Origin of the sequence: Pseudoalteromonas arctica, assembly GCF_012927645.1 — a bacterium.
GTDB classification, from domain to species: Bacteria; Pseudomonadota; Gammaproteobacteria; order Enterobacterales; family Alteromonadaceae; genus Pseudoalteromonas; species Pseudoalteromonas arctica_A.
In genome coordinates this window covers 75,946-95,343 of sequence record NZ_JABBMT010000002.1, presented here as the reverse complement: position 1 = coordinate 95,343, position 19,398 = coordinate 75,946, and the positions used below count along the sequence as shown (strand labels likewise).

Below are 19,398 nucleotides of genomic sequence, written 5' to 3'. Positions count from 1 at the left end.
TTGTCATTGAGGAGTTGATCTATGCGTTTACGACATATTGAAATATTTCATGCCATTTACACCACCGGCTCAATTACCAACGCAGCAAAGATACTGCATGTTTCTCAGCCATCAGTTAGTAAAGTGTTATCTCATGCTGAGATGCAATTAGGCTTTAAGTTATTTGAACGAATAAAAGGGCGACTGATCCCAACTGATGAAGCAAACATGCTGTTTGATGAAGTGAATAAAATTTATTTACAGATGCGAACGATAAAAAGTACCGCTGAAAATATCAAAAAGTCGGAGTTTGGCAATATTAATCTCAGCGTCACTCCTGCGCTCGGCTTTGAAGCTCTACCTAGTGCGATTGCTCTGTTTCATAGCTGTTACCCCAACGTTAACTTTAATGTGCAAACGGTGCATAATAATGAAGTATTACAAGCCTTACTAGAGCACAAATGTGATATTGCAGTGCTTTTTTCTCCCTGCAATATGCCTGGAGTAAAGTCCATCGAACTGGCTCGTTCAGAGTTGGTGATTGTTTACCCTAAAACGCTATTCCCTGAAGCACCAGAACAACTGACATTTGATGATTTAGCAGATTATGAATTTATTGATATTAGTGATAGTGGGCCATTAGCTAATTTGTTATGGGGTCGTATGATGGAAGAAAATATAGAATTAAATTCAACAATAAAAGTACAGACTTACTTTATTGCCGCAAGACTGGTGGCGCAAGGTGTTGGTATTTGTATTGTTGATAAGTATACGGCAATAGGGAATTTGTCTGATAATGTTGCTATTGCTTCATTTGATCCTCCGCTTTATTTTAATGTTAATGCTCTGCAGTTGGAAAATAGAGCACTATCGAATCCAGCAAGTATCTTTTTAGAGCAATTAACACTATGTATTTAAAGTGATTTAATTTTTCTTATAGCCTAAGGTTATAGGTTTTCTAATTCTTCTTACTATCTTTGTAGTGTTGATCTTATATGCTCAGTGAAACCTTATTATTCTTTGCTCATTAGAGAACTCTTATGAAAATTACTCCTCCTTATTTGTTATTTATTGGTGATGTTACGGATCAGCTATCAATCAAAATGGCGCAAAGTGCTGCATATTGGCGGCCTGAATTGTGTATAGGCGAGATGAGTGTAGCTGGGTGTACAGTGACCACAGGATTAACACAGCATACCATTAGCGATGCGGCTAAATTGGGTGCAAAAACATTTGTTTTAGGATTTGCTAATAGCGGTGGCATACTTGATAAAAAGTGGTTACCGTTTATTTTAGAAGCGCTAGATCAAGGTATGGATATTGTAAGCGGTTTGCATGAAAAACTAACTAACTTCGATGAAATTGTTAGCAAAGCAAAACAATGTAATCGCCAACTTTTTGATATTCGACATCCTACCAGTCAGTTTACAACAGGTACTGGGCGTAAACGTTCTGGGAAGCGGCTATTAACAGTTGGTACCGATTGCTCGGTTGGTAAAATGTATACAACTCTGAGCCTTGAACAAACAATGACAGAAAAAGGTATGGATGTTAACTTTCGAGCTACTGGACAGTGTGGTATTTTAGTTGCAGGTACAGGCGTTGCAATTGACTGCGTGGTTGCTGACTTTATTTCAGGGGCAGCAGAGACATTATCTCCAGATGCTGATGAACAACATTGGGATGTTATTGAGGGGCAAGGGTCATTATCACATCCTGCGTTTGCAGGGGTGAGTTTAGGCCTGTTACATGGCTCTCAACCAGATGCTTTGGTAATTTGCCATGCGTTAAACCGCAGCCATATGCGAGGGTTATCAAATACCTCCTTTCCAAGCATAGAAACAACAATAGAGCTGAATTTAGCCGCAGCAAAGTTAACTAACCCTAATGCTCGTATAGTTGGAATTTCAGTTAATACTTCTAGCGTGAGTGTTACTCAAGGGCGTGAAATTTGTGCGCAATTAAGCGAGCAATTTGGCTTACCTTGTGTTGACCCTGTGCGTGATGGTACAGCATTGATTATGGAAAACTTATAATGATACAGCAAACTAACAGTTTATTACCTGCAACAGGACTGATAAGGCTTGTTAAAGTCTCTCATCAGTTATTACCGTTAAAAGCGGTTTTCCGTATCGCTCGCGGTGCAAAAACACAAGCGGATGTTGTTACCGTGGTGCTTAGTGATGGCCTGAACTTTGGTTGGGCAGAAGCAGTTCCTTATACCCGCTACGGTGAGTCTGTTACTAGTGTGGTTGCACAAATTGAACAAGTCGAAAGCTCTCATGTGGCTGAGTTTATTGCTCAGGTGGCGGCAATGCCGGCGGGTGCTGCACGAAATGCATTAGATTGCGCACTTTGGGATTTAAAAGCAAAACAGCAAAAAACAACAGTCTCTGAATTATTACAAAAATGCATCGCCCCTTGTGTATGTGCGCAAACTTTGAGTATTGACACACCTCAGGCAATGGCAGAGGCAGTAATAGCTTTGAATAATCCCCCGTTAGTAAAAGTGAAGTTAGATAATCAAGACATTTTGAAAAAAATGACTGCGATTGCAAATGCTGCACCACACAGCCAATTTATTGTTGATGCAAATGAGGGCTGGAGTTTTCAAGATCTTGTAAACTGCTGTGAGCAACTAAAACAATTAAATGTCGTTTTAATTGAGCAACCTTTACCGGTGGGCGATGATCACGATTTACTAAATTTTGACTCTCCAATTCCTTTATGTGCAGATGAGTCGTGTCATACTCGTGCTGACTTACCTTATCTTAAAGGCCGTTATCAAGCTATAAATATAAAACTAGATAAAGCAGGGGGGCTGACTGAGGCTAATAATTTAGCAAAAGAAGCAAGGCAATATGGTTTTGAACTAATGATTGGTTGTATGGTGGGAAGCTCGTTAGCAATGGCTCCGTTATCGCTATTGAGCAGCGAAGCTAAATATGTTGATTTAGATGGCCCGCTGTTAATAAAAACGGATCGCGTCGGCGGCTTTGAATTTAATGCAGGTATTATGCAGCCGTTAAACTACCGATTATGGGGCGGACAAAACAGCAAAACATTAGATTCAATATTAAGCCAGATGAACAACCTCGTTTAACGTACAAAAAATACTCTGGTTTCTGGATGAACTGGGCGTGAGTTACCAACATATTGAAGTGGGTGGTCGTTTCGGTGACCTTCAAAGCGATGACTTTTTAGCCTTGAACCCGCTACAAAAAGTACCAGTACTTGTTGACGGTGATAATGTTATTTGGGAGTCACATTGTATATTACGCTATTTGGCGGCAAGTTATGGCACGACTGATTGGTACTATGCATCACCCTATCAGCGTTCGCTGTACGAGCGTTGGATGGATTGGTCTCAGGTGATTTTTCAACCCGCTTTTATGGCCGTATTTTGGGGTTATTACCGCAAAGCGCAAAACAAGCGTTGTATGGAGCAAATTACTCAGGACTTGCAAGAGTGCGAGCAATGCTTACAGATAATTGAACAGCAGCTAAGCCATGCCCCCTATCGGTAAAATCGCTTTGGCTGATATTTGTGTGGGAGCAATTTTATTTCGCCTAACATCGCAGGGATTAGCAATAACATTGTCGGAGCGAGTGACTCAGTGGTTTGAATTACTAAAAACCAGAGCTGGCTATCAAAAATGGATTATGAGTGATTTTACTGAGCTCCAAGGGCGTGAAGACTTTTAATTTTGTTTTAACGCTTTTAACTAAACAAGGATTATAGTGAAATATTTATTATTAGCCGCTTATGTGCTTTTTACTCAGCCTAATATGTTTGAAAGTTACATTATCGGTAGCCCGTCGGTGTGGTTTGATAATGAGAGCATACTATCCCAGCCGGTTACTACAGCTACGCAAGACGTTAGGGTTTACTTATCAGTAGGTAGTAAAGAAACCCCTGAATTTGGCAAAGGACAAGATATGGTAACTGGGGCTTACAAGTTAGCGAGTAAAATACGTCAAGCGGATGCTAAAAACATAAAGCTTGAGTTGTCCATAATTGACGGCGCAAAACATAGCACGGCATTTCCAACCACGCTGATCCAAGGTTTAGATTGGCTTTATGATAAATAGCGCAGATATTAAAAAGCCCACTGATAAATTAATCTCAGTGGGCTTTTAATACGTTAAAACGTATTAACTAAAACAATCGCTTAGATACAAACGATGTTTTCAGCTTGTGGGCCTTTTTGACCTTGAGTAACAGTAAACTGTACACGTTGGCCTTCAGCTAGAGTTTTGAAGCCGTCACCGCTGATAGCGCTGAAATGAGCGAAAACGTCAGGGCCTGACTCTTGCTCGATAAAACCAAAACCTTTAGCTTCGTTGAAGAATTTAACTGTACCAGTTGTAGTAGTAGACATAATAGATATCCTAGATATTAATAAAAGTGTGCCTAAAATCAGGCGGTTTAGCTGAAAAAACAAGTATTTAACTGAGGATAACGCGATGAATTATTACTAATAACAACGTGGTACGTACAAATAAACAGAATTTCTTTCAAACTTATAGTGCATTAACGGGTTATTACTAACCCATTAATTAAAAATTAGATGCAAACGATATTTTCAGCTTGCGGGCCTTTTTGACCTTGAGTAACAGTAAACTGTACACGTTGGCCTTCAGCTAGAGTCTTAAAGCCATCGCTTGAGATTGCGCTGAAATGAGCAAAAACGTCAGGGCCAGACTCTTGCTCAATAAAACCAAAACCTTTAGCTTCATTAAACCATTTTACTGAACCAGTTGTTGTATTAGACATAAAAAGTATCCTAAGAATTAATAAAAGTGTGCCTTAATTTAGGCAATTTAACAGGAAGAAAACAAGCATTTAACTGAGGATAGCGCGAAGGATTATTACTAATAACAACGTGGTACTTACAAATAAACAGGGCTTTCTATCAACCCGATGCAGAGCAGGATAACAGCAACTTAAACCACATAACAAGCTTTATTTAAATTTCTTTTTCTTATTAAACTTTATTTTGTGCATATTAATCCAGCAACTACGGTGTTTTAAACGCTTTACAGCCACAGTTTAGTTACTGCGGCCTCTGATGCCGAAAATGCACTACTGGGTCAGTAGTGCTAAGCGTTATAACCACACATGTGATTTATTTGTTTTCTTATGCTGGCTCTTCTGTGCTATTGCGAGCATTTGTGGTTAAGGCAACAAGCGCTTTTCGCACCGCTTGTGGTGTCTCGCACACGTTTTCAAAGCTAATAAAATAATTACGTTGTTGGCTTTGAATATAAAACCCCTGCGGCAGTATGCCACTCATAACCGGTGCATTATCTGATACGCAATAATGCTGAGCTAATATTAGAGCCATTGCATTTTGATGATCTTCATTCATATGAGTGATCATACTTTGTTCTTGATCTTCGTCCCAGCTTTTAGCAGCGCTTTGCCACTCATCTTTTTCAAGCCAAAATATTTTTCCAAAACCACCAATATAACGCACACGCACTACATCTAATTGCCATAACTGAAAATCATGCGCATTGCGGTAGCTTGCAGCCTCTGGATACAAAGCTATATATTTGTTAAGCAGTACTTCGGTTTGTTCGCTAGGAACCACACTAGCGTCGCCTACAAGAGTTACACGGCCATGTTCGTTTTGGTCGCCACGGTCATCAGCGGCATCAAAAATAGTTAAGCTCATACGAGAGTCGTGCTTTAAGTTTTTAGTGTGTTGGGCTATATCGCTGATAAAAAAGTAGATGCGGCCCTGTTCATCACACATATAAGGGGTTACCGAACCAAACGGATAACCTTTTAAGTTGTAAGAAATAGTCGACATAACACCAGCATGGGTTTTAAAAACCAGCTTTTGTGCATCGCTTAATGCTTGCTCTCTCATGAAAACTCCTGACGTTGAGAAAAAACCATGGGTGCATTGTTATATGGATGAGAATTAACATGCAGTTTCATGGCGTACATTTGTTGTAAATTAGATTCTGTAAGTACTGTGTTTATTGACCCGCTATCGAGTACTTTTTGAGCATGTAATAAAATAGCGTCGGTTGCGTAAAGGCTGGCCAAATTTAAATCGTGAATGGCTATAATGGCACTGTTGCCCTGCTCTACAAATGCTTTAACACAACTCAATAGAGCATGTTGATGGCGCATATCTAGTGCTGATGTAGGTTCGTCAAGCAGCAGCAATTTAGGCTTGGTATGAGCAGAAAAAGCATCTAATTGAGCCAAAGTACGCGCCATATGAACGCGCTGTTGCTCACCGCCTGAAAGCTTACTGACACGGCGGGATAAGTACTGGGTTAAGTCCATGAGTGCGGCATACTTGTGGACTTTTTCAGCTTGCATTTTAAGAGACTCGGCATAGGGGTAGCGTCCCATTGCAATGAGCTCAAATACACTAAAATCAAAGCCAACAAGATTGCTTTGCATCATTACTGCTCGTTGAGTGGCTAAGTGTGCTTGAGATAATGTACTCAGAGGGTAATTATTAAACCGTACTTCTCCTTTAAAGTCATAATGCCCAGCTAAAGCATGCAGCAGTGTTGATTTTCCTGCACCATTTTCGCCTATCAGTGCTACCAGTTGAGCTTTTGCAATGTGCCCACTTATGTTTGTTAAAACACTGTGATTGCCAAAACCAACACTTAGATTATTAAAAGTAATCATTATTACCCTCGCTTAGTTTTAATGATCAGATAAATAAACAAAGGTGCGCCAAGTAGCGCGGTAATAATACCAATGGGTAGCTCTGCAGGCATAACAACTAAACGCGCTAACCAGTCAGAAAGCAGCAGCACAACAACGCCTAATAACATGCACAGCGGTAACATTTTACGTAAATGCGGGCCAACCATTAAACGGGCAATGTGTGGCACAACTAAGCCAACAAAACCTATCAAGCCAGTAAGTGCTACAACGGCACCAACACCTAATGCCACGAGTATAATGACATACAGTTTAAGCTTGTCTGTGTTGACACCTAAATACTGTGCTTGAGACTCACCAATCAATAGTAAGTTCATCGGTTCTTTGAGTCGCCACAGACCAAGAATACTCAGTAGCAATAATGGTGTTGCTTGAGTTATGGCATCCCAATTGGCACCACCTAATGAGCCCATCGTCCAGTAGTTAATTAATCTAAGCGCACTATCGTCAGCGAAATAGCTTAATAAGCCAATAACAGCAAAGGATAAAGAATTGATCGCAACTCCCACTAAAATTAGTGTGGTGATATTGACCTGCCTATGCTGCTTAGCAATTAAATACACTAAAGAGGTCACTAACAATGCCCCTAAAAATGCGGCATAAGGTAAATAGTGTTGAGCATTAAAATTAAACTGGGCGCTAAATGCTATAAAGGCGACTGCGACCATGGCTGCGCCTGCGCTAATACCAATAATTGATGGATCGGCCAAAGGATTACGACACAAAGCTTGTGTTGCCGCGCCTGTTTGGGCAAGCACTAAGCCAACCAATACAGCCAGTACAAATCGAGGTAGACGTATTTGCGTAACCACATTGATTTGTAACGCATCAAATTGATTAAAATACTCTGGGGCAATCCATGCGATGGCTAAACGCCAATCCCAGCCTGCAGGTCCATAACCGATACTCAGTAGTGCTAGCGCAAAAATGCACATACTAATTAGCAGCATCCACTTTTGATTTACAGTTATAGAAACTGGCTTTAAACGGTTCAAAGTTAGGGTGTTCATAAGGTGGCTTTATAGTTGCTTAATTCTTTAATACCCGTGGCTATGCGCGGCGACATTCCCAGTGATAGCAGGCTATCCATCACCAATAATCGGCACTGCTTTGCAGCTGTTAATAAGCGCAGTGTTGGTTGATTACAAAAAGCCTCTTTACCGCCAAGGCTATAAACAACATGGGCTGGTGCGATTAAAAAATCGGGCTGTTTTACGGCAAGTACTTCGTTATTTATTACTTTAAAACCTTTGTGTGTAGCGCCTAAATTAGTGACTCCAGCATAATCAAGTAATAAGTCAGCAACCGTGTCAGTGCCCGCAGCAACAAGCCCGCGCTCATTAGCTGAGAGTAAAAATAACGCGCTGTGTGTTTCTTTGGTCGCTTTGGGAGGCAGTGAGTTTTTTATTTGGGCTACGAGGGCGCGGGCTTTGTCGTTCGCATTTAAGTCTTTACCAAGGCGTTTAACAAGATTTAGTAAGTCATTAATTGAGTTAGGTTTTTTATAGTGGATAAGCTCTACACCAGTGGCTTCTATTTGTGCAAGCGCGTGTGATCGTCCTGCTCCTTCAAGTACTAATAGTTTAGTTGGGCGCACCGAAAGTACACCTTCTGCGGCTAAATCACGGTAATAACCAATTTGATCCAGCTGTGTCGCTTGCTTTGGATATAGGCTCGATTGATCCACCGCGACAAGGGTATTTTGCTTATCTAAAGCAAAAATAATTTCAGTTAATGTACCGCCTGCACTCACTATACGCTCCTGTGCGCTTAGAGGGTGAGTTGTCAATAAAATCAATATAAAAAGGTATCTCATAAAAAACTCCAATTATTATTTTCGATTATTATACTCATTCCAATGCAAATGAAAATGATTATCATAAACAATTGATCTTATTTTTAGTTAGTTGTAACATCCCTCCCCTACTTAATAACAACAATTATCATTTGGAGTTAATGTGAATTTTCCTTCTTTTCAACTTACTGCTTTAGCAACGTTACTACTTGGTTCGGGCTCTGCCATTGCCGAGGAGATAATTGGTGAGCATATTGTTGTCAGTGGTTCTCGGTTTGAACAAAAACTTGAAGACGTAACAGGCTCTGTAACTGTGATTACAGAGCAAGACATAGAGCGTAAATTGGCTGTTGATTTACAAACAATGTTTCGTTATGACCCCAGTATATCAAGCACGGGCAGTGGCTCTGCGGCTCAAACGCTTTCAATTAGAGGAGTTGGTGGTAACCGCGTGGTGTTTATTAAAGATGGCCGTCGAACTAACGATGGTTATGCTGGCGGAGACGGCTATTTGGTTGGTCGTAGCTATTTTGATGTCGCTGGGATAAAGCAAGTTGAAGTCGCCAAGGGAGCCGCGTCTTCATTGTATGGCTCAGATGCACTGGGTGGTATTGTGGTGATCACCACTAAAGATCCGAGTGATTATTTATTAAACGAAAATAGTTTTGCTCAAGTGGCGCTTGGCTATCAAGGTCAGAGTAATCAAATGTCGGTAGATATTACTGCAGCTAAAGATTTGGGAGATTTAGGTGTTAGTGCCGTTTATAGCCACAGAGATAGCGAAGAAGTACAAAACTTTACTGACAACCTACCTGGTTATGATGCTAAATCAGATTCGTTATTGGTTAAACTAGAGCAGCAACTTGATGAACAGCGCACGTTAAAATACACCTTAGATTATTTTAATCAAACTACTGAACAAGTAATCACCAAAGGAAGGCAAGAAACTGAAGACGAAAACACTAATTGGTCGCTAGCGCTGGATTACGACTCAAAAGCCGCCACAGCAGCGTTTGATCAATGGCATTGGCAAGTATCGTTTAGTCGTTATGAGCAGCAAAGTGATCAAATTAGTGCTACAGCAGCGCATACAGATTACAACGACTATCGCTTTGAACAAGATATTTTAGGGTTAAGGGCTGTATTTAATAAAAAAATAGCCTTACAAGATGCGACCCACAACGTTGTTTATGGTGCTGACGTAGATATATACGATACAACACGTCCACGTTATAAAACACGCTTATTGGCTGATGGAAAAGTCGATTTTACAGCTCAAAAGCAAAAAGCTTTTCCTGGCGCTGATACTTCTTTAGTGGGCGTTTTTATGCAAGACAATATTAAATTTGCAAATAGCGCGTGGTCTTTAATTGCAGGTGTACGCTTTGATTATTATTCATTAGCAGCTAAAAATGATGATCTTTATAGCGATGCTGAGCTTGATGACATTACCGAATCTGCGTTTTCACCAAAACTTGGGATGATTTATCAAGTTAATGATAATTTATCTTGGTATGGGCAATATGTACGTGGCTTTAAAATTCCCCCGCATGATCAAGCGTATCAAAGCCATGGTGTTGAACCATTTTATCAAATATTACCAAATGCAGATTTAGCACCCGAAAGCAGCGACTCATATGAGCTTGGTATGCGCTTTTCTGGTAATGATATAAACGTTACTTTAAGCGCATTTTACGCCGCTTACGATGACTTTATTGATGTTGCAATTGCAGGTGTTGAGCCAACGTTCATACCGAATGTAAATAAAACTTTTTACCAATACCAAAATATTAGTGAAACACAGATCAGCGGTGTTGAAGCGAGCATGTTGATGCATGTAAGCGATGATGTTTTACTTGAGGCAAATGTTGCATATGTTGAAGGTGAAAACAAAGAAACAGACGAGCCGTTAACCAGTATCAGTCCATTAAACGGTTCAATACAGTTAACAACAGCACTTGGCGATATTGATTGGACCGCAGCATGGCGCTTTGCTAAATCACAGTCTGATGTAGTACGAGATGCAAGTGGTGATAAAACAACGCAAGGATATGGTTACGGTATTGTGGATTTATACGCAAGTTATGAATGGCAAACATGGCAGCTAAATGTGGGTGTAATTAATTTGCTAGATAAAAAATATGTACCCTTTGAACTGATTGCAGGGCAATCTCAGGGGGCTGATTTTAGCCAATATACTCAGCCCGGGCGTAACTTTTCTGCCCGCGTAAGTTATCAGTTTTAAAACGTAATCAACGCTGCGCATAAGTGCAGCGTTTTAATTTTATTACTTTACTTATTCATTGCGCCTTGGCTAGATAATATTAAATAAGTCGTGGTTTTAAAGTTAATAAAGACTGGCCAAGCGATACAAAAATACTCACTGATCAGTACTTACCCGCCAATCTACTCAATTTTTAATGTTTCCCTCGTTTGTTACAGCACTTAGGTAAATAAGTTAATTTACTTAGCACGCTAACTATCGTAAACTAGTTAGCATGCTAAATAAATGGAGTATGTTATGACTTCACCAATTCCTTTTCATGAAACGTTAGATTTAACCCTATGCGGCAATATGGGCCGCGTACATCGTTTGTGTCGAGAAGCGATCACTGCAGTAGTCGAGCCGTTAGGTTTAACACAATCGCGTTGGATTGCGATGATCCACATAAACCACCTGACAGAGGGAGCAACACAACAACTGTTAGCCCACAGCTTAGGGATTGAAATGCCTTCGTTAACTCGAACTGTTAAACAGCTAGAGCAGCAACAGTTAATTATTCGATGCGTTGATGAGGACGACAAACGCAGTAGAAAAATTTATTTTACTGAGCAAGGTCAGCAATTGCTCAATACACTTAAAGTGTTGATCGTCGATGTTAAGCAGCAACTATATGCAGGGCTAACGACTGAACAATTAGATACGATGGCTTATGGACTAGTACAAATGGAAGAGAATGCGCGCCGTTGTTTAAAACTTTTAAGCCAAGAGAAATAAAGAATGACACCTGATCAAAAATTTGCCCGTTATGTAAAAATCTCATTAGTTGGGTTTATCCTATTATTTGCCTATTTTGTCGTGGCTGATATGTATTTACCGGTGACGCCACAAGCGCGGGTGTATCATCCTGTAGTACAAGTTACCCCGCAAGTTAGTGGCCGTGTTAATCAAGTATTGGTGAACAATAATCAAGCGGTAAAAAAAGGCCAGCCATTATTTTTAATTGAAGCGGCACCCTTTCAATTAGCGGTTGAACAAGCGCAATTGGCTTTTGCTGATGCGCAGTTACAAAATCAGCGCTTAGATAGCAGCGTTAAAGCAATTGAGGCTCAGTTGGCTGCGGGTAATGCCAAATTGCATGAGCAAAAGTTGTTATTTGATCGCAGTGAATCCTTATTGAAAAAACGCTCTATTTCAGAGCAAGAATATGAAACCATCAATGCGAACTTTCAATCAAGTAAAGCTAATGTCGCGGCAATTGAGGCGCAATTAACTGAGGCCAAATTAGCACGCGGTCAATTAGGCAGTGACAACCTTGCGTTACGTCATGCGCAGAATCAATTGGCTCAGGCAGAGCTTAATTTATCGTACAGCACAGTGAGTGCGGATACTGATGGTAAAGTCGCAAACTTGCAAGTGAGCACCGGAACCTTTGCGAATAAAGGCCTGCCAATGTTAGCCATTGTGGCAAATAAAGCTGATTTAGTGGCTGATTTTCGTGAAAAATCATTGGCAAATTTTGCCTTAGGTAGCGGTGCTAAAGTGACATTTGATGCGTTACCTGGACAGGTTTTTGACGCCAATATCAGCTCATTTGAAGCCGGTGTGAGTGATGGTCAAATCAGTGCGAATGGCTTACTTAGTAGCACCGAAAACAGCAATCGCTGGGTGCGGGATGCGCAGCGTCAACGTATTCATATAAATTTAGAACAGCCGCAATTACTGAGTAAGTTACCCAGTGGGGCACGGGCTACAGTGCAGTTATTACCAGAATCAACAATAGGCCAATGGTGTGCAAGTGCACAGATCCGTATGATTAGCTTACTGCATTTTATTTATTAAGGAGGCAACATGTCAGCACCATATGCCCTTGATAAAAATGGCCTAAGACAGGCACTGCGCATTGCTGGCGGTAGCGCGCTGGGTTTTAGTCTATGTAAGTTAATGAACTGGCCTAATGGGATTTTCTTTACCATTTATCCAATGTTGTTACTGGGTTTAGTACCGATTTTAAATGCGCATATAATTCGTCAGTTTTTTGCCAGTGCCGTATTTAGTGCTTTATTTGTGCTGATTGTGCAAGGGTTGTTTTCGCATTTACCTATAGTTATGACCATGTTGAGCTTTTTAGCATTTGCGTTTTTGTTTTATCAAATGAGTCGTGGTGCTAACTTTTTGTTCGGTGCTTTGGGGGTCGTGAGTTTATCTATTCAGCTCCACTTTGCTAGTTACGTTGGCAATGGCACCAGTATTTATCCGCTCATTATAAGTAATGGCTTAGCGGTTTTAGTCACTGTACTGACCGCGGTATTAATGCACTTTATGTTTCCTGATGTTGCGCCTCGTCAAGGTCGCGTAATGCCAACTAAAGCAAAAGAGAGCATTCGCCATGAGGTACTGTTATGTGCAACGGTAGCAACGTTATCATTTGTACTGTTTCAGGTGTTTGATTTACAAGATTCAATTTCAGCGCAAGCAGCCTCGATTTTAATTTTGTTTCCGCTGTGTTGGAAAGCCGCGGGAATGGCTGGCTGGCAACGAGCTATCGGTACTTTAATTGGCTGTAACTTGGCGCTGGTGTCGCAGTTATTTTTATATAACCACACGGACATTTTACTTTTCCCGGCGCTAATATTATGGATTTTGACCTTTATATTTAGCCGTTATCATATTGTCGGTGGCGGGATCCCTGGTGTTGGTTTTGGTATTATCACCACCTTTGGAATTTTATTTGGTCAGTCCTTAGGCCCAGGACAAGACTTGGTTTACAGTGCGCTTTATCGGTTTTCGTCAGTATCGGTTGCGATAATCGTGAGTTTATGTGCAGTGTATATTATGCATCATATTCTTAATCGGTTTAGTGTGACGCGCCATCATACTTTTGACTAATATAATAACCGCCTTAGTCAGTTCTTTATGCACTCGTGCGGTTATTACTTTGTTATACATGGTGTGTTTAAATAACGCTCACTTTAAGCGTGAGTTTATTGCGAGTATTATTTTCACAGCATCAACCATAAAGTCAGCGCGTCTAACAATATCCTCCAAAATGCAGATCCAATAGAAAATAAAGTAAGCTCAGAGGTGGTGAGCAAAAAGTGTTCATTGCCGTTTCTGTGTAGTAACTATACCCAAGTCATCGCCTGCAATACTTCACTGTCTCAATTAATTGTGAGTGTTTTTTATTGCAATAAAGCTTGTAACCTAAAAAGGTTTATTTGATAAGTTAATGTTAATCTAACGTGTTGTATTTTTAGGGTTAAAATTATTTTTTAATAGATTTTATGTGCTTAAATTATTAACTATAAGATTAATATAACAAATATTTAAAATTACTGTTTTTATTTTAGGTAACAAATTTATGCTTGCGCTTTAATTTACTCTGATGTAAAAACAACAATATATTAACCTTTAGATCTAAAAGAGAGACAAGTGAAAAGGACTATTGCATTTATTATTGTCGTTCCGATCAGCGCTTTTTTGTTATATGAGTTTGTTATCGAAAAAGAAAACAATATAACCCATTCGGTTCCTGCGAGTGAAGTTCAGTTATCGAGTATAGCGCCTAAGAAGCTAGCCGCTAAAGTATCAGCTGATTTATCGTTGCCAAGTGTGTCAGCTACACAACAAGCTGAAGTAGATCAAACACACGATGAATTTGATGCTATTAATCGTCTCTCGAATAAAGCTGAGCAAGTTCTCAAAGCCTCAGGATTATTGCCTACAGATTTACATAATGAGGCTTATATAGAGTTCGATTTAGTTGCGCTCAGAAAGCTCAAACAAGGCGATAATTTTGATCTAGCGATTCCGCAAACCGCTGAAACATTTAGCGCAGAGGTGACCAATATTATTGCAGCAAGCAATGGTGATAAAAGTATTTTTGGCCGAGTGCTGGGGGCTGATGGGCGATTTCACACTACCGTAATGACTATTGGCGAAGACGCTATATATGGTCAATTAACTGCACCAAGTGGTAATTATGTATTTGAAAGTAAAGGGCAATATGGTTGGCTTGCAGCAAAGCGAGAACTTTACAAAAATCATATGGAACATCAAGTTACTAAACAACCAACTCCTCAACCAAGTAATGGTGAAGATCCATTTGCTCCAAAACCTGCGGGTAATAATTTATAAAAATTTAGTAAAAAATTTTTATAAGGCAATAAACACAACAAAAAAAGGAACTAACATGAAAAAACGATTAACTACCTTAGCTGCATTTTGTGCATTAGCTATGACAGCAAATAGCCATGCTGCGACAATTGATATTGCGATTTTATATACAGATCAAGCTGCGGCTGCCACTGCAAACATGAATACTAAAATTAATCAGTATATTGCCTTTAGTAACCAGGTTTACAGTCAAAATGGTATTGATATTACGCTTCGATTAGTTGGTAGCAAAAGCTTGGGTAATCATGCGATTACACCTTCAAATAGCTGGTTAAACTCAGTCACTGATAGTAGCTACATTAAAGGCTTACGCAATAGCTGGGGGGCTGATATGGTCGCGGTACTTGGCACCAGTCAAAGCACTGACAGTAACTTAATTTCGTGTGGTATTGCATGGGTTGGCAGTGGCAGTAACGGTAATTTATATAGCTCAGTAAGTAACAGTATGTACAGCATTACAGCGGTGGACTGTGGTGCAACAACCTTTGTGCATGAGTTAGGTCATAATCAAGGCTTAACGCATTCTCGTAAGCAAGATGACACATCAGGTGGTGTTTATGTTGATGGGATGGGGCATGGCGTACAAAACCAATTTGCCAGCATTATGGCGTACCCTCATGTGTTTGGTAGTGCCACGCAATACGATTACTTTTCTAATCCGAGCTGGGGTGTAAATGGTATCCCCTATGGTGTAACTGGTGAGTCGTTTGCATGGCGTACAGTCAATGCCACCAAAGACAGCATTGCTAACTTTAAATAAACGGCCTTGTTTTTACTTTTGAGCGCATTTGCGCTCTTTTTATTTAAGCTAACTAGCGGTAGTTCAGCGAATATAGCGATGAAAGCAGCCGCTAGAGATAGAATGCTTTGATCTCAGGTTAGTTATTTAAGGCTGGCCAAAGTGTGGCTCCATCACTGTCAATTTTGCTCAATAGCTCAATTCCTAATACTTTGGCAATAAGTGGATAAATATCTAAATTATTTACTTCATCGATTACCAATGAGTTTTTAAATGCAGGCCCTTGGGCGATAAACGTTGCTGCCATATCATCGTTATATGCATACCCATGAGTGCCTAAATAGCTTACTTTTCCTGAGTTAGAAAATGCCTTAGGTGCAGTTGTTTGTAAAATAATGTCGCCAGTACGACCATTGTTTTGATAATGATGCTCAGCACGTTGAGCATCACTAAGTACTGTGTAGCGCCCTTTTGCAGCTTCAGCTAAGCGCTTTTTGTACGCTGTTATTTGCCCTTGAGTGGTTTTATTATTGGCATAAATAAGTACCCGAGGGCTGGTATTTTTAACCATGAATGCGTCATCTTCAGGTAAGCTATTCAAAGCGATGCTTTGTTCTGGGTCAACTTTACTCATACCGTGATCAGATACTAAAACTAAGTTAGCATTAAGTGATAGCGCATTGATACGTGAATGTAATTGGCCAATTAATTCATCAAGCTGATGTACCGCCGCTTCGGTTTGCTCTGCATCAGGGCCAAACTCATGCCCCATACTATCAACTAGCGAAAAATAGCTGATCACCAAACGAGGTCGCTGCGCTTTTGGTAGTGTTAACCACTGCACTATTTGGTCAACTCTATTTTGATAATCGCTATGTTTTGAATAATGGTAATAATAATCGGGTAACATACCATTAAAGCGAGCATCTGATTCAGGCCAAAAATAGGTGGCTGACTTTAAGCCCTGCATTGAGGCCAGGTTCCACAGTGGAATACCATTAAACCACGTACTGTCGTCTTTCCCCTTGCCCATGCTGTAGCAGTCATTACGCACGGTGTCGCAAAAACGGTTATCAACAACACCATGATTTATAGGCAACAGTCCGGTAATTATTGATAAATGATTTGGGAAGGTTTTAGTTGGATAGACTGGGCGCATTTTATTACCCCGTACACCCTGCTTAGCGATCTGTGCGATATTTTTCGCATTATGCTTTTCGATGTAATCCCAGCGAAAACCATCAAGTGAAATGAGTACCACAGTTTGTTCATCACTCGCGTTTGAATCGAGACTGGTTATAGCGATAAAAATAAAAATTAAGCTTAGTAAACGCATTAGTATTCCTAGTTAAACTTGATAAGTTAATCGTTGCATAAACAGATGCCAGTAATATAGCAGCCACGACAAATAAACTAAATAATACCTTGTTGGCAATGTTGCATTTTAATTCCTTGTGAATTTACTGATGAGTTAGGGTGATGTTTAAGTTTTTCTCACCCGCATCTAGTTGATGCCATCTGCGATAAGTTCTGTAACCGGGCGCAGACACTTGAATATCATAACGACCAGATTTAAGAATCATTCCGTGTTTATATTTAGGGCCTATATTCATAATACGCACAGTAAAGTTTGCGGCATTACTTTGTACTGTTAATTTTGTTTTTTGTGTAACCACATAGTTGCGTTTTTGTTGTTTAGCGCTCAAATTTGTAGTGTCATGACGCAAGATATCGACTTTTGCTAACGCATGGCTTAGCGGGCTAAATTGTTGGTACAGATGAAAATGTTCTTCAAATTTCAATCCCAGTGGATGTAATAAAGGTTGAGCATGTAAAGTCCAACGAATTGCATAGCTAAATACGGGGTTACTCGACTCATCGACTTTTTCTAAAAAGTAATTAACAGGGCTTTGGGTATCTTTAGTAAAACTGTTCGAGACAAACATAACTGGCACAATTAATATAATTGCTGGCATTAATAGCTTGTTTAACAGTGCTATAACTGAAAACCCTTGTTTAGCTTGGGGTGGCATAATGAGCTGCCATAGTTTGAGCGGCAATTTACTAAATGTTAAGCAAATTAAAAACAGCGATAACGACATTGATATAGGTGGAATAATGACAGAGCGTAATGCTTGTTTGCCATATTGCGCATATTTTTCACCATCAGCGAATTTTCCTTGTGAACCAGTTAGCATCGCCATGTATCTGTCTGCTCGTTTAGCCACATTCGGGTCAAGAACATGCTCCTTAAAGTTCTTTTTATTCCAATCTGCGCGAATACCTTTAACATATAAGTCGCCCATTCGATTAGCGATTCTTGCCTGAATTTGTGGCTCTAGTTGAAATTGCACCCAGCTTAAATTGGGCTCAAGAGATAACTTACGTTGAGCCATTTCTTGACGCCATGAGGCGTTAGCTTGCGCCGTTACTTTAGTATGTACGGCAGCTGCAAATATTGAACGTTGCGCTACAGTCCAGTTATCAGGTAATTTTAGCCCCTTACTTTTAAAATGAGAGCGCAGCTTTTTAGCGGTCGTTTCATGGCTTCTGAATACCATTAAATCGTCTATTGTAAAAGGGTAGCCCGTTTCTTTTTCAAACATACTATGAAAATTAGGATGCTGTAAAAAGCGCACTTGATAATGATCCGGGTCGTCGGTGTATTTATAACGTTTATCTTTTAGCCCGCCATCACCTCCTGTGGCTAAACTGGCTGCTTGCAACGCTGTATATACACCACCCGTTAGCACTCCCATCAATATACTGCCTGCGGCATTTTCAGTTGCTGATATGTCTTCAACAATGAGCCAATAATCAGGTTCAATATAGCCTAGGCCTGCCTTTAAAATATTACTTCTATAATCAGCACTTGCACGTTCATAGCAACGGTTTCGGCGATCTTTTTGGCTGCTTTTTTCATAACGGTCACTGCATTTATTTATGCGTTTGTGATAGTCATATATTTTAGGGCCGTATTTTTGTGCGCGTGCTGAAGCTTTGGTGATATGGGCTTTTTGAGCTTTTTGATATTGTCCCCAGCCATCATGGATTTCTTGTTCTACTTGCTGCCAATACCCTTGTTCACGTTCATTAATAGTGGCTAGTGTATGGTTATATTTTTTACTGCCTTGTGCGTATGATTTATATTTCACGACGAGTTCATCATAAAGCTGGCTGTAATCATGATAATGCTTATCAAAATCTTGGTAAGCATTTTTTTGTACTAGTGCTGCGATAATTTTTCGTTTGTCTTGTTCGATATTGTCTGAAAGCGCTGCATCACTGTAGAGCAAGCCGCCAAAAAGAGCGAGAAAGGTTAAGTTTTCTGAGCTTTTTAAATCAGCAGAATCATAATCTAGCCCATTCACTTTTATTGTATTCATCGCTAAAGCATCTCTTAGCGCTGCACTGTAAGTAGCAAATTGCCGTTGTTCGGCTGTTGAGGGCTCAATTAGCGTTTTTTCTATTACATATTTTTGGCCGTAAAACACAACAGGCCAAACTAAACATAACAGCGCGGCTAATGAAATCATTCCTCGGCCAAACTTAGCAACCCATGATTTTGGTAAAAAATCAGCCAATAATAGCGATACACCGACTCCCGACACAGCACGGCCATAAATTTCTAAGTGCTCTAAGTCTTTGGCGTCTGGTGTTCCTAACCCAACTAGCGACACTAATTGCGAATTAAATATTGCCTCAGGAATAAGGTATAAGGTAGCAAGTATGAGTAATAAGTAGCGCCACCAAAATGGTTTTGTGTTTGTTTTCATAATTTAAGC

General features: G+C 40.1%; 20 protein-coding genes. 12 read left to right on the top strand and 8 right to left on the bottom strand.

Annotation, left to right across the window (positions count from 1 at the left end):
• The first annotated feature begins 21 nt into the window (after positions 1-21).
• From HHO47_RS02000 to HHO47_RS01980, 6 genes are all read left to right on the top strand, one after another.
• A complete protein-coding gene (locus HHO47_RS02000) occupies positions 22-897 on the top strand; it encodes a LysR family transcriptional regulator (RefSeq protein WP_169018395.1) in 876 nt (291 codons plus the stop codon).
• A 122-nt stretch (positions 898-1,019) separates the two neighbouring features.
• Positions 1,020-2,015 carry an N-acetyltransferase DgcN gene (dgcN, locus tag HHO47_RS01995; RefSeq protein WP_169018394.1) on the top strand — a complete coding sequence of 332 codons (996 nt, stop codon included), beginning with the start codon at positions 1,020-1,022 and terminating at the stop codon, positions 2,013-2,015.
• Positions 2,015-3,082 (top strand): N-acetyl-D-Glu racemase DgcA, encoded by a 1,068-nt coding sequence (gene dgcA, locus HHO47_RS01990; RefSeq protein WP_211183575.1) that lies wholly within the window; start codon positions 2,015-2,017, stop codon positions 3,080-3,082. Before dgcN ends, dgcA begins: the two co-directional genes overlap by 1 nt.
• Before the next feature lie 37 nt (positions 3,083-3,119).
• Positions 3,120-3,506, top strand: a complete 387-nt coding sequence (locus tag HHO47_RS19155) for a glutathione S-transferase family protein (RefSeq protein WP_348981625.1) — start codon at positions 3,120-3,122, stop codon at positions 3,504-3,506.
• Positions 3,490-3,684 (top strand): hypothetical protein, encoded by a 195-nt coding sequence (locus HHO47_RS19150; RefSeq protein WP_211183574.1) that lies wholly within the window; start codon positions 3,490-3,492, stop codon positions 3,682-3,684. The genes HHO47_RS19155 and HHO47_RS19150 overlap by 17 nt, the downstream gene beginning before the upstream one ends.
• Positions 3,685-3,720: 36 nt before the next feature.
• Positions 3,721-4,071: a hypothetical protein gene (locus HHO47_RS01980; protein ID WP_169018392.1), complete on the top strand. Its 351-nt coding sequence runs from the start codon at positions 3,721-3,723 to the stop codon at positions 4,069-4,071.
• 80 nt (positions 4,072-4,151) lie between these two features.
• On the opposite strand, the gene HHO47_RS01975 is transcribed toward HHO47_RS01980, so the two are convergent.
• From HHO47_RS01975 to HHO47_RS01950, 6 genes are all read right to left on the bottom strand, one after another.
• Entirely contained in the window at positions 4,152-4,361 is a 210-nt protein-coding gene (locus HHO47_RS01975) for a cold-shock protein (protein WP_016706518.1), read from the bottom strand.
• A gap of 185 nt (positions 4,362-4,546) precedes the next feature.
• Entirely contained in the window at positions 4,547-4,756 is a 210-nt protein-coding gene (locus tag HHO47_RS01970) for a cold-shock protein (RefSeq protein ID WP_169018390.1), read from the bottom strand.
• A 364-nt stretch (positions 4,757-5,120) separates the two neighbouring features.
• A complete protein-coding gene (locus HHO47_RS01965; RefSeq protein ID WP_169018388.1) occupies positions 5,121-5,858 on the bottom strand; it encodes a HugZ family protein in 738 nt (245 codons plus the stop codon).
• Entirely contained in the window at positions 5,855-6,643 is a 789-nt protein-coding gene (locus tag HHO47_RS01960) for a heme ABC transporter ATP-binding protein (RefSeq protein ID WP_169018386.1), read from the bottom strand. The genes HHO47_RS01965 and HHO47_RS01960 overlap by 4 nt, the downstream gene beginning before the upstream one ends.
• Positions 6,644-6,645: 2 nt before the next feature.
• Positions 6,646-7,692: a FecCD family ABC transporter permease gene (locus tag HHO47_RS01955; RefSeq protein ID WP_169018384.1), complete on the bottom strand. Its 1,047-nt coding sequence runs from the start codon at positions 7,690-7,692 to the stop codon at positions 6,646-6,648.
• Entirely contained in the window at positions 7,689-8,498 is an 810-nt protein-coding gene (locus HHO47_RS01950; RefSeq protein ID WP_169018383.1) for a heme/hemin ABC transporter substrate-binding protein, read from the bottom strand. Before HHO47_RS01950 ends, HHO47_RS01955 begins: the two co-directional genes overlap by 4 nt.
• A 142-nt stretch (positions 8,499-8,640) precedes the next feature.
• On the opposite strand from HHO47_RS01950, the gene HHO47_RS01945 reads away from it, so the two are divergent.
• The 6 genes from HHO47_RS01945 (at position 8,641) to HHO47_RS01920 (ending at position 15,634) form a co-directional block, all read left to right on the top strand.
• Positions 8,641-10,722 carry a TonB-dependent hemoglobin/transferrin/lactoferrin family receptor gene (locus tag HHO47_RS01945; RefSeq protein WP_169018381.1) on the top strand — a complete coding sequence of 694 codons (2,082 nt, stop codon included), beginning with the start codon at positions 8,641-8,643 and terminating at the stop codon, positions 10,720-10,722.
• Between the two features lie 276 nt (positions 10,723-10,998).
• Positions 10,999-11,475, top strand: a complete 477-nt coding sequence (locus tag HHO47_RS01940) for a MarR family winged helix-turn-helix transcriptional regulator (RefSeq protein ID WP_169018379.1) — start codon at positions 10,999-11,001, stop codon at positions 11,473-11,475.
• Positions 11,476-11,478: 3 nt separating this feature from the next.
• Positions 11,479-12,540, top strand: a complete 1,062-nt coding sequence (locus tag HHO47_RS01935) for an HlyD family secretion protein (protein ID WP_169018377.1) — start codon at positions 11,479-11,481, stop codon at positions 12,538-12,540.
• Between the two features lie 9 nt (positions 12,541-12,549).
• Positions 12,550-13,587, top strand: a complete 1,038-nt coding sequence (locus HHO47_RS01930) for a DUF2955 domain-containing protein (protein ID WP_169018375.1) — start codon at positions 12,550-12,552, stop codon at positions 13,585-13,587.
• Between the two features lie 543 nt (positions 13,588-14,130).
• Positions 14,131-14,835 (top strand): hypothetical protein, encoded by a 705-nt coding sequence (locus tag HHO47_RS01925; RefSeq protein ID WP_169018373.1) that lies wholly within the window; start codon positions 14,131-14,133, stop codon positions 14,833-14,835.
• A gap of 100 nt (positions 14,836-14,935) precedes the next feature.
• On the top strand, positions 14,936-15,634 hold the full coding sequence (locus HHO47_RS01920; protein ID WP_432651925.1) for a zinc-dependent metalloprotease family protein: 699 nt from the start codon (positions 14,936-14,938) through the stop codon (positions 15,632-15,634).
• A gap of 118 nt (positions 15,635-15,752) precedes the next feature.
• Here the strand turns inward: HHO47_RS01920 and HHO47_RS01915 are convergent, their stop codons facing one another.
• Both HHO47_RS01915 and HHO47_RS01910 read right to left on the bottom strand, forming a co-directional pair.
• A complete protein-coding gene (locus tag HHO47_RS01915) occupies positions 15,753-16,949 on the bottom strand; it encodes an ectonucleotide pyrophosphatase/phosphodiesterase (RefSeq protein WP_169018369.1) in 1,197 nt (398 codons plus the stop codon).
• A gap of 124 nt (positions 16,950-17,073) precedes the next feature.
• Positions 17,074-19,389 (bottom strand): PEGA domain-containing protein, encoded by a 2,316-nt coding sequence (locus HHO47_RS01910; protein WP_169018367.1) that lies wholly within the window; start codon positions 19,387-19,389, stop codon positions 17,074-17,076.
• Between the last annotated feature and the right edge of the window lie 9 nt (positions 19,390-19,398).

Bases quoted from the DNA above. Each gene is read 5' to 3' on its own strand.
- HHO47_RS19150 (WP_211183574.1), top strand. From the start codon at position 3,490: ATGCCCCCTATCGGTAAAATCGCTTTGGCTGATATTTGTGTGGGAGCA.
- HHO47_RS01920 (WP_432651925.1), top strand. From the start codon at position 14,936: ATGACAGCAAATAGCCATGCTGCGACAATTGATATTGCGATTTTATAT.
- HHO47_RS01930 (WP_169018375.1), top strand. From the start codon at position 12,550: ATGTCAGCACCATATGCCCTTGATAAAAATGGCCTAAGACAGGCACTG.
- HHO47_RS01935 (WP_169018377.1), top strand. From the start codon at position 11,479: ATGACACCTGATCAAAAATTTGCCCGTTATGTAAAAATCTCATTAGTT.
- HHO47_RS01940 (WP_169018379.1), top strand. From the start codon at position 10,999: ATGACTTCACCAATTCCTTTTCATGAAACGTTAGATTTAACCCTATGC.
- HHO47_RS01955 (WP_169018384.1), bottom strand. From the start codon at position 7,692: ATGAACACCCTAACTTTGAACCGTTTAAAGCCAGTTTCTATAACTGTA.
- HHO47_RS01915 (WP_169018369.1), bottom strand. From the start codon at position 16,949: ATGCGTTTACTAAGCTTAATTTTTATTTTTATCGCTATAACCAGTCTC.
- HHO47_RS01950 (WP_169018383.1), bottom strand. From the start codon at position 8,498: ATGAGATACCTTTTTATATTGATTTTATTGACAACTCACCCTCTAAGC.
- dgcN (WP_169018394.1), top strand. From the start codon at position 1,020: ATGAAAATTACTCCTCCTTATTTGTTATTTATTGGTGATGTTACGGAT.
- HHO47_RS01960 (WP_169018386.1), bottom strand. From the start codon at position 6,643: ATGATTACTTTTAATAATCTAAGTGTTGGTTTTGGCAATCACAGTGTT.
- HHO47_RS01975 (WP_016706518.1), bottom strand. From the start codon at position 4,361: ATGTCTACTACTACAACTGGTACAGTTAAATTCTTCAACGAAGCTAAA.
- dgcA (WP_211183575.1), top strand. From the start codon at position 2,015: ATGATACAGCAAACTAACAGTTTATTACCTGCAACAGGACTGATAAGG.
- HHO47_RS01910 (WP_169018367.1), bottom strand. From the start codon at position 19,389: ATGAAAACAAACACAAAACCATTTTGGTGGCGCTACTTATTACTCATA.
- HHO47_RS01970 (WP_169018390.1), bottom strand. From the start codon at position 4,756: ATGTCTAATACAACAACTGGTTCAGTAAAATGGTTTAATGAAGCTAAA.
- HHO47_RS01965 (WP_169018388.1), bottom strand. From the start codon at position 5,858: ATGAGAGAGCAAGCATTAAGCGATGCACAAAAGCTGGTTTTTAAAACC.
- HHO47_RS02000 (WP_169018395.1), top strand. From the start codon at position 22: ATGCGTTTACGACATATTGAAATATTTCATGCCATTTACACCACCGGC.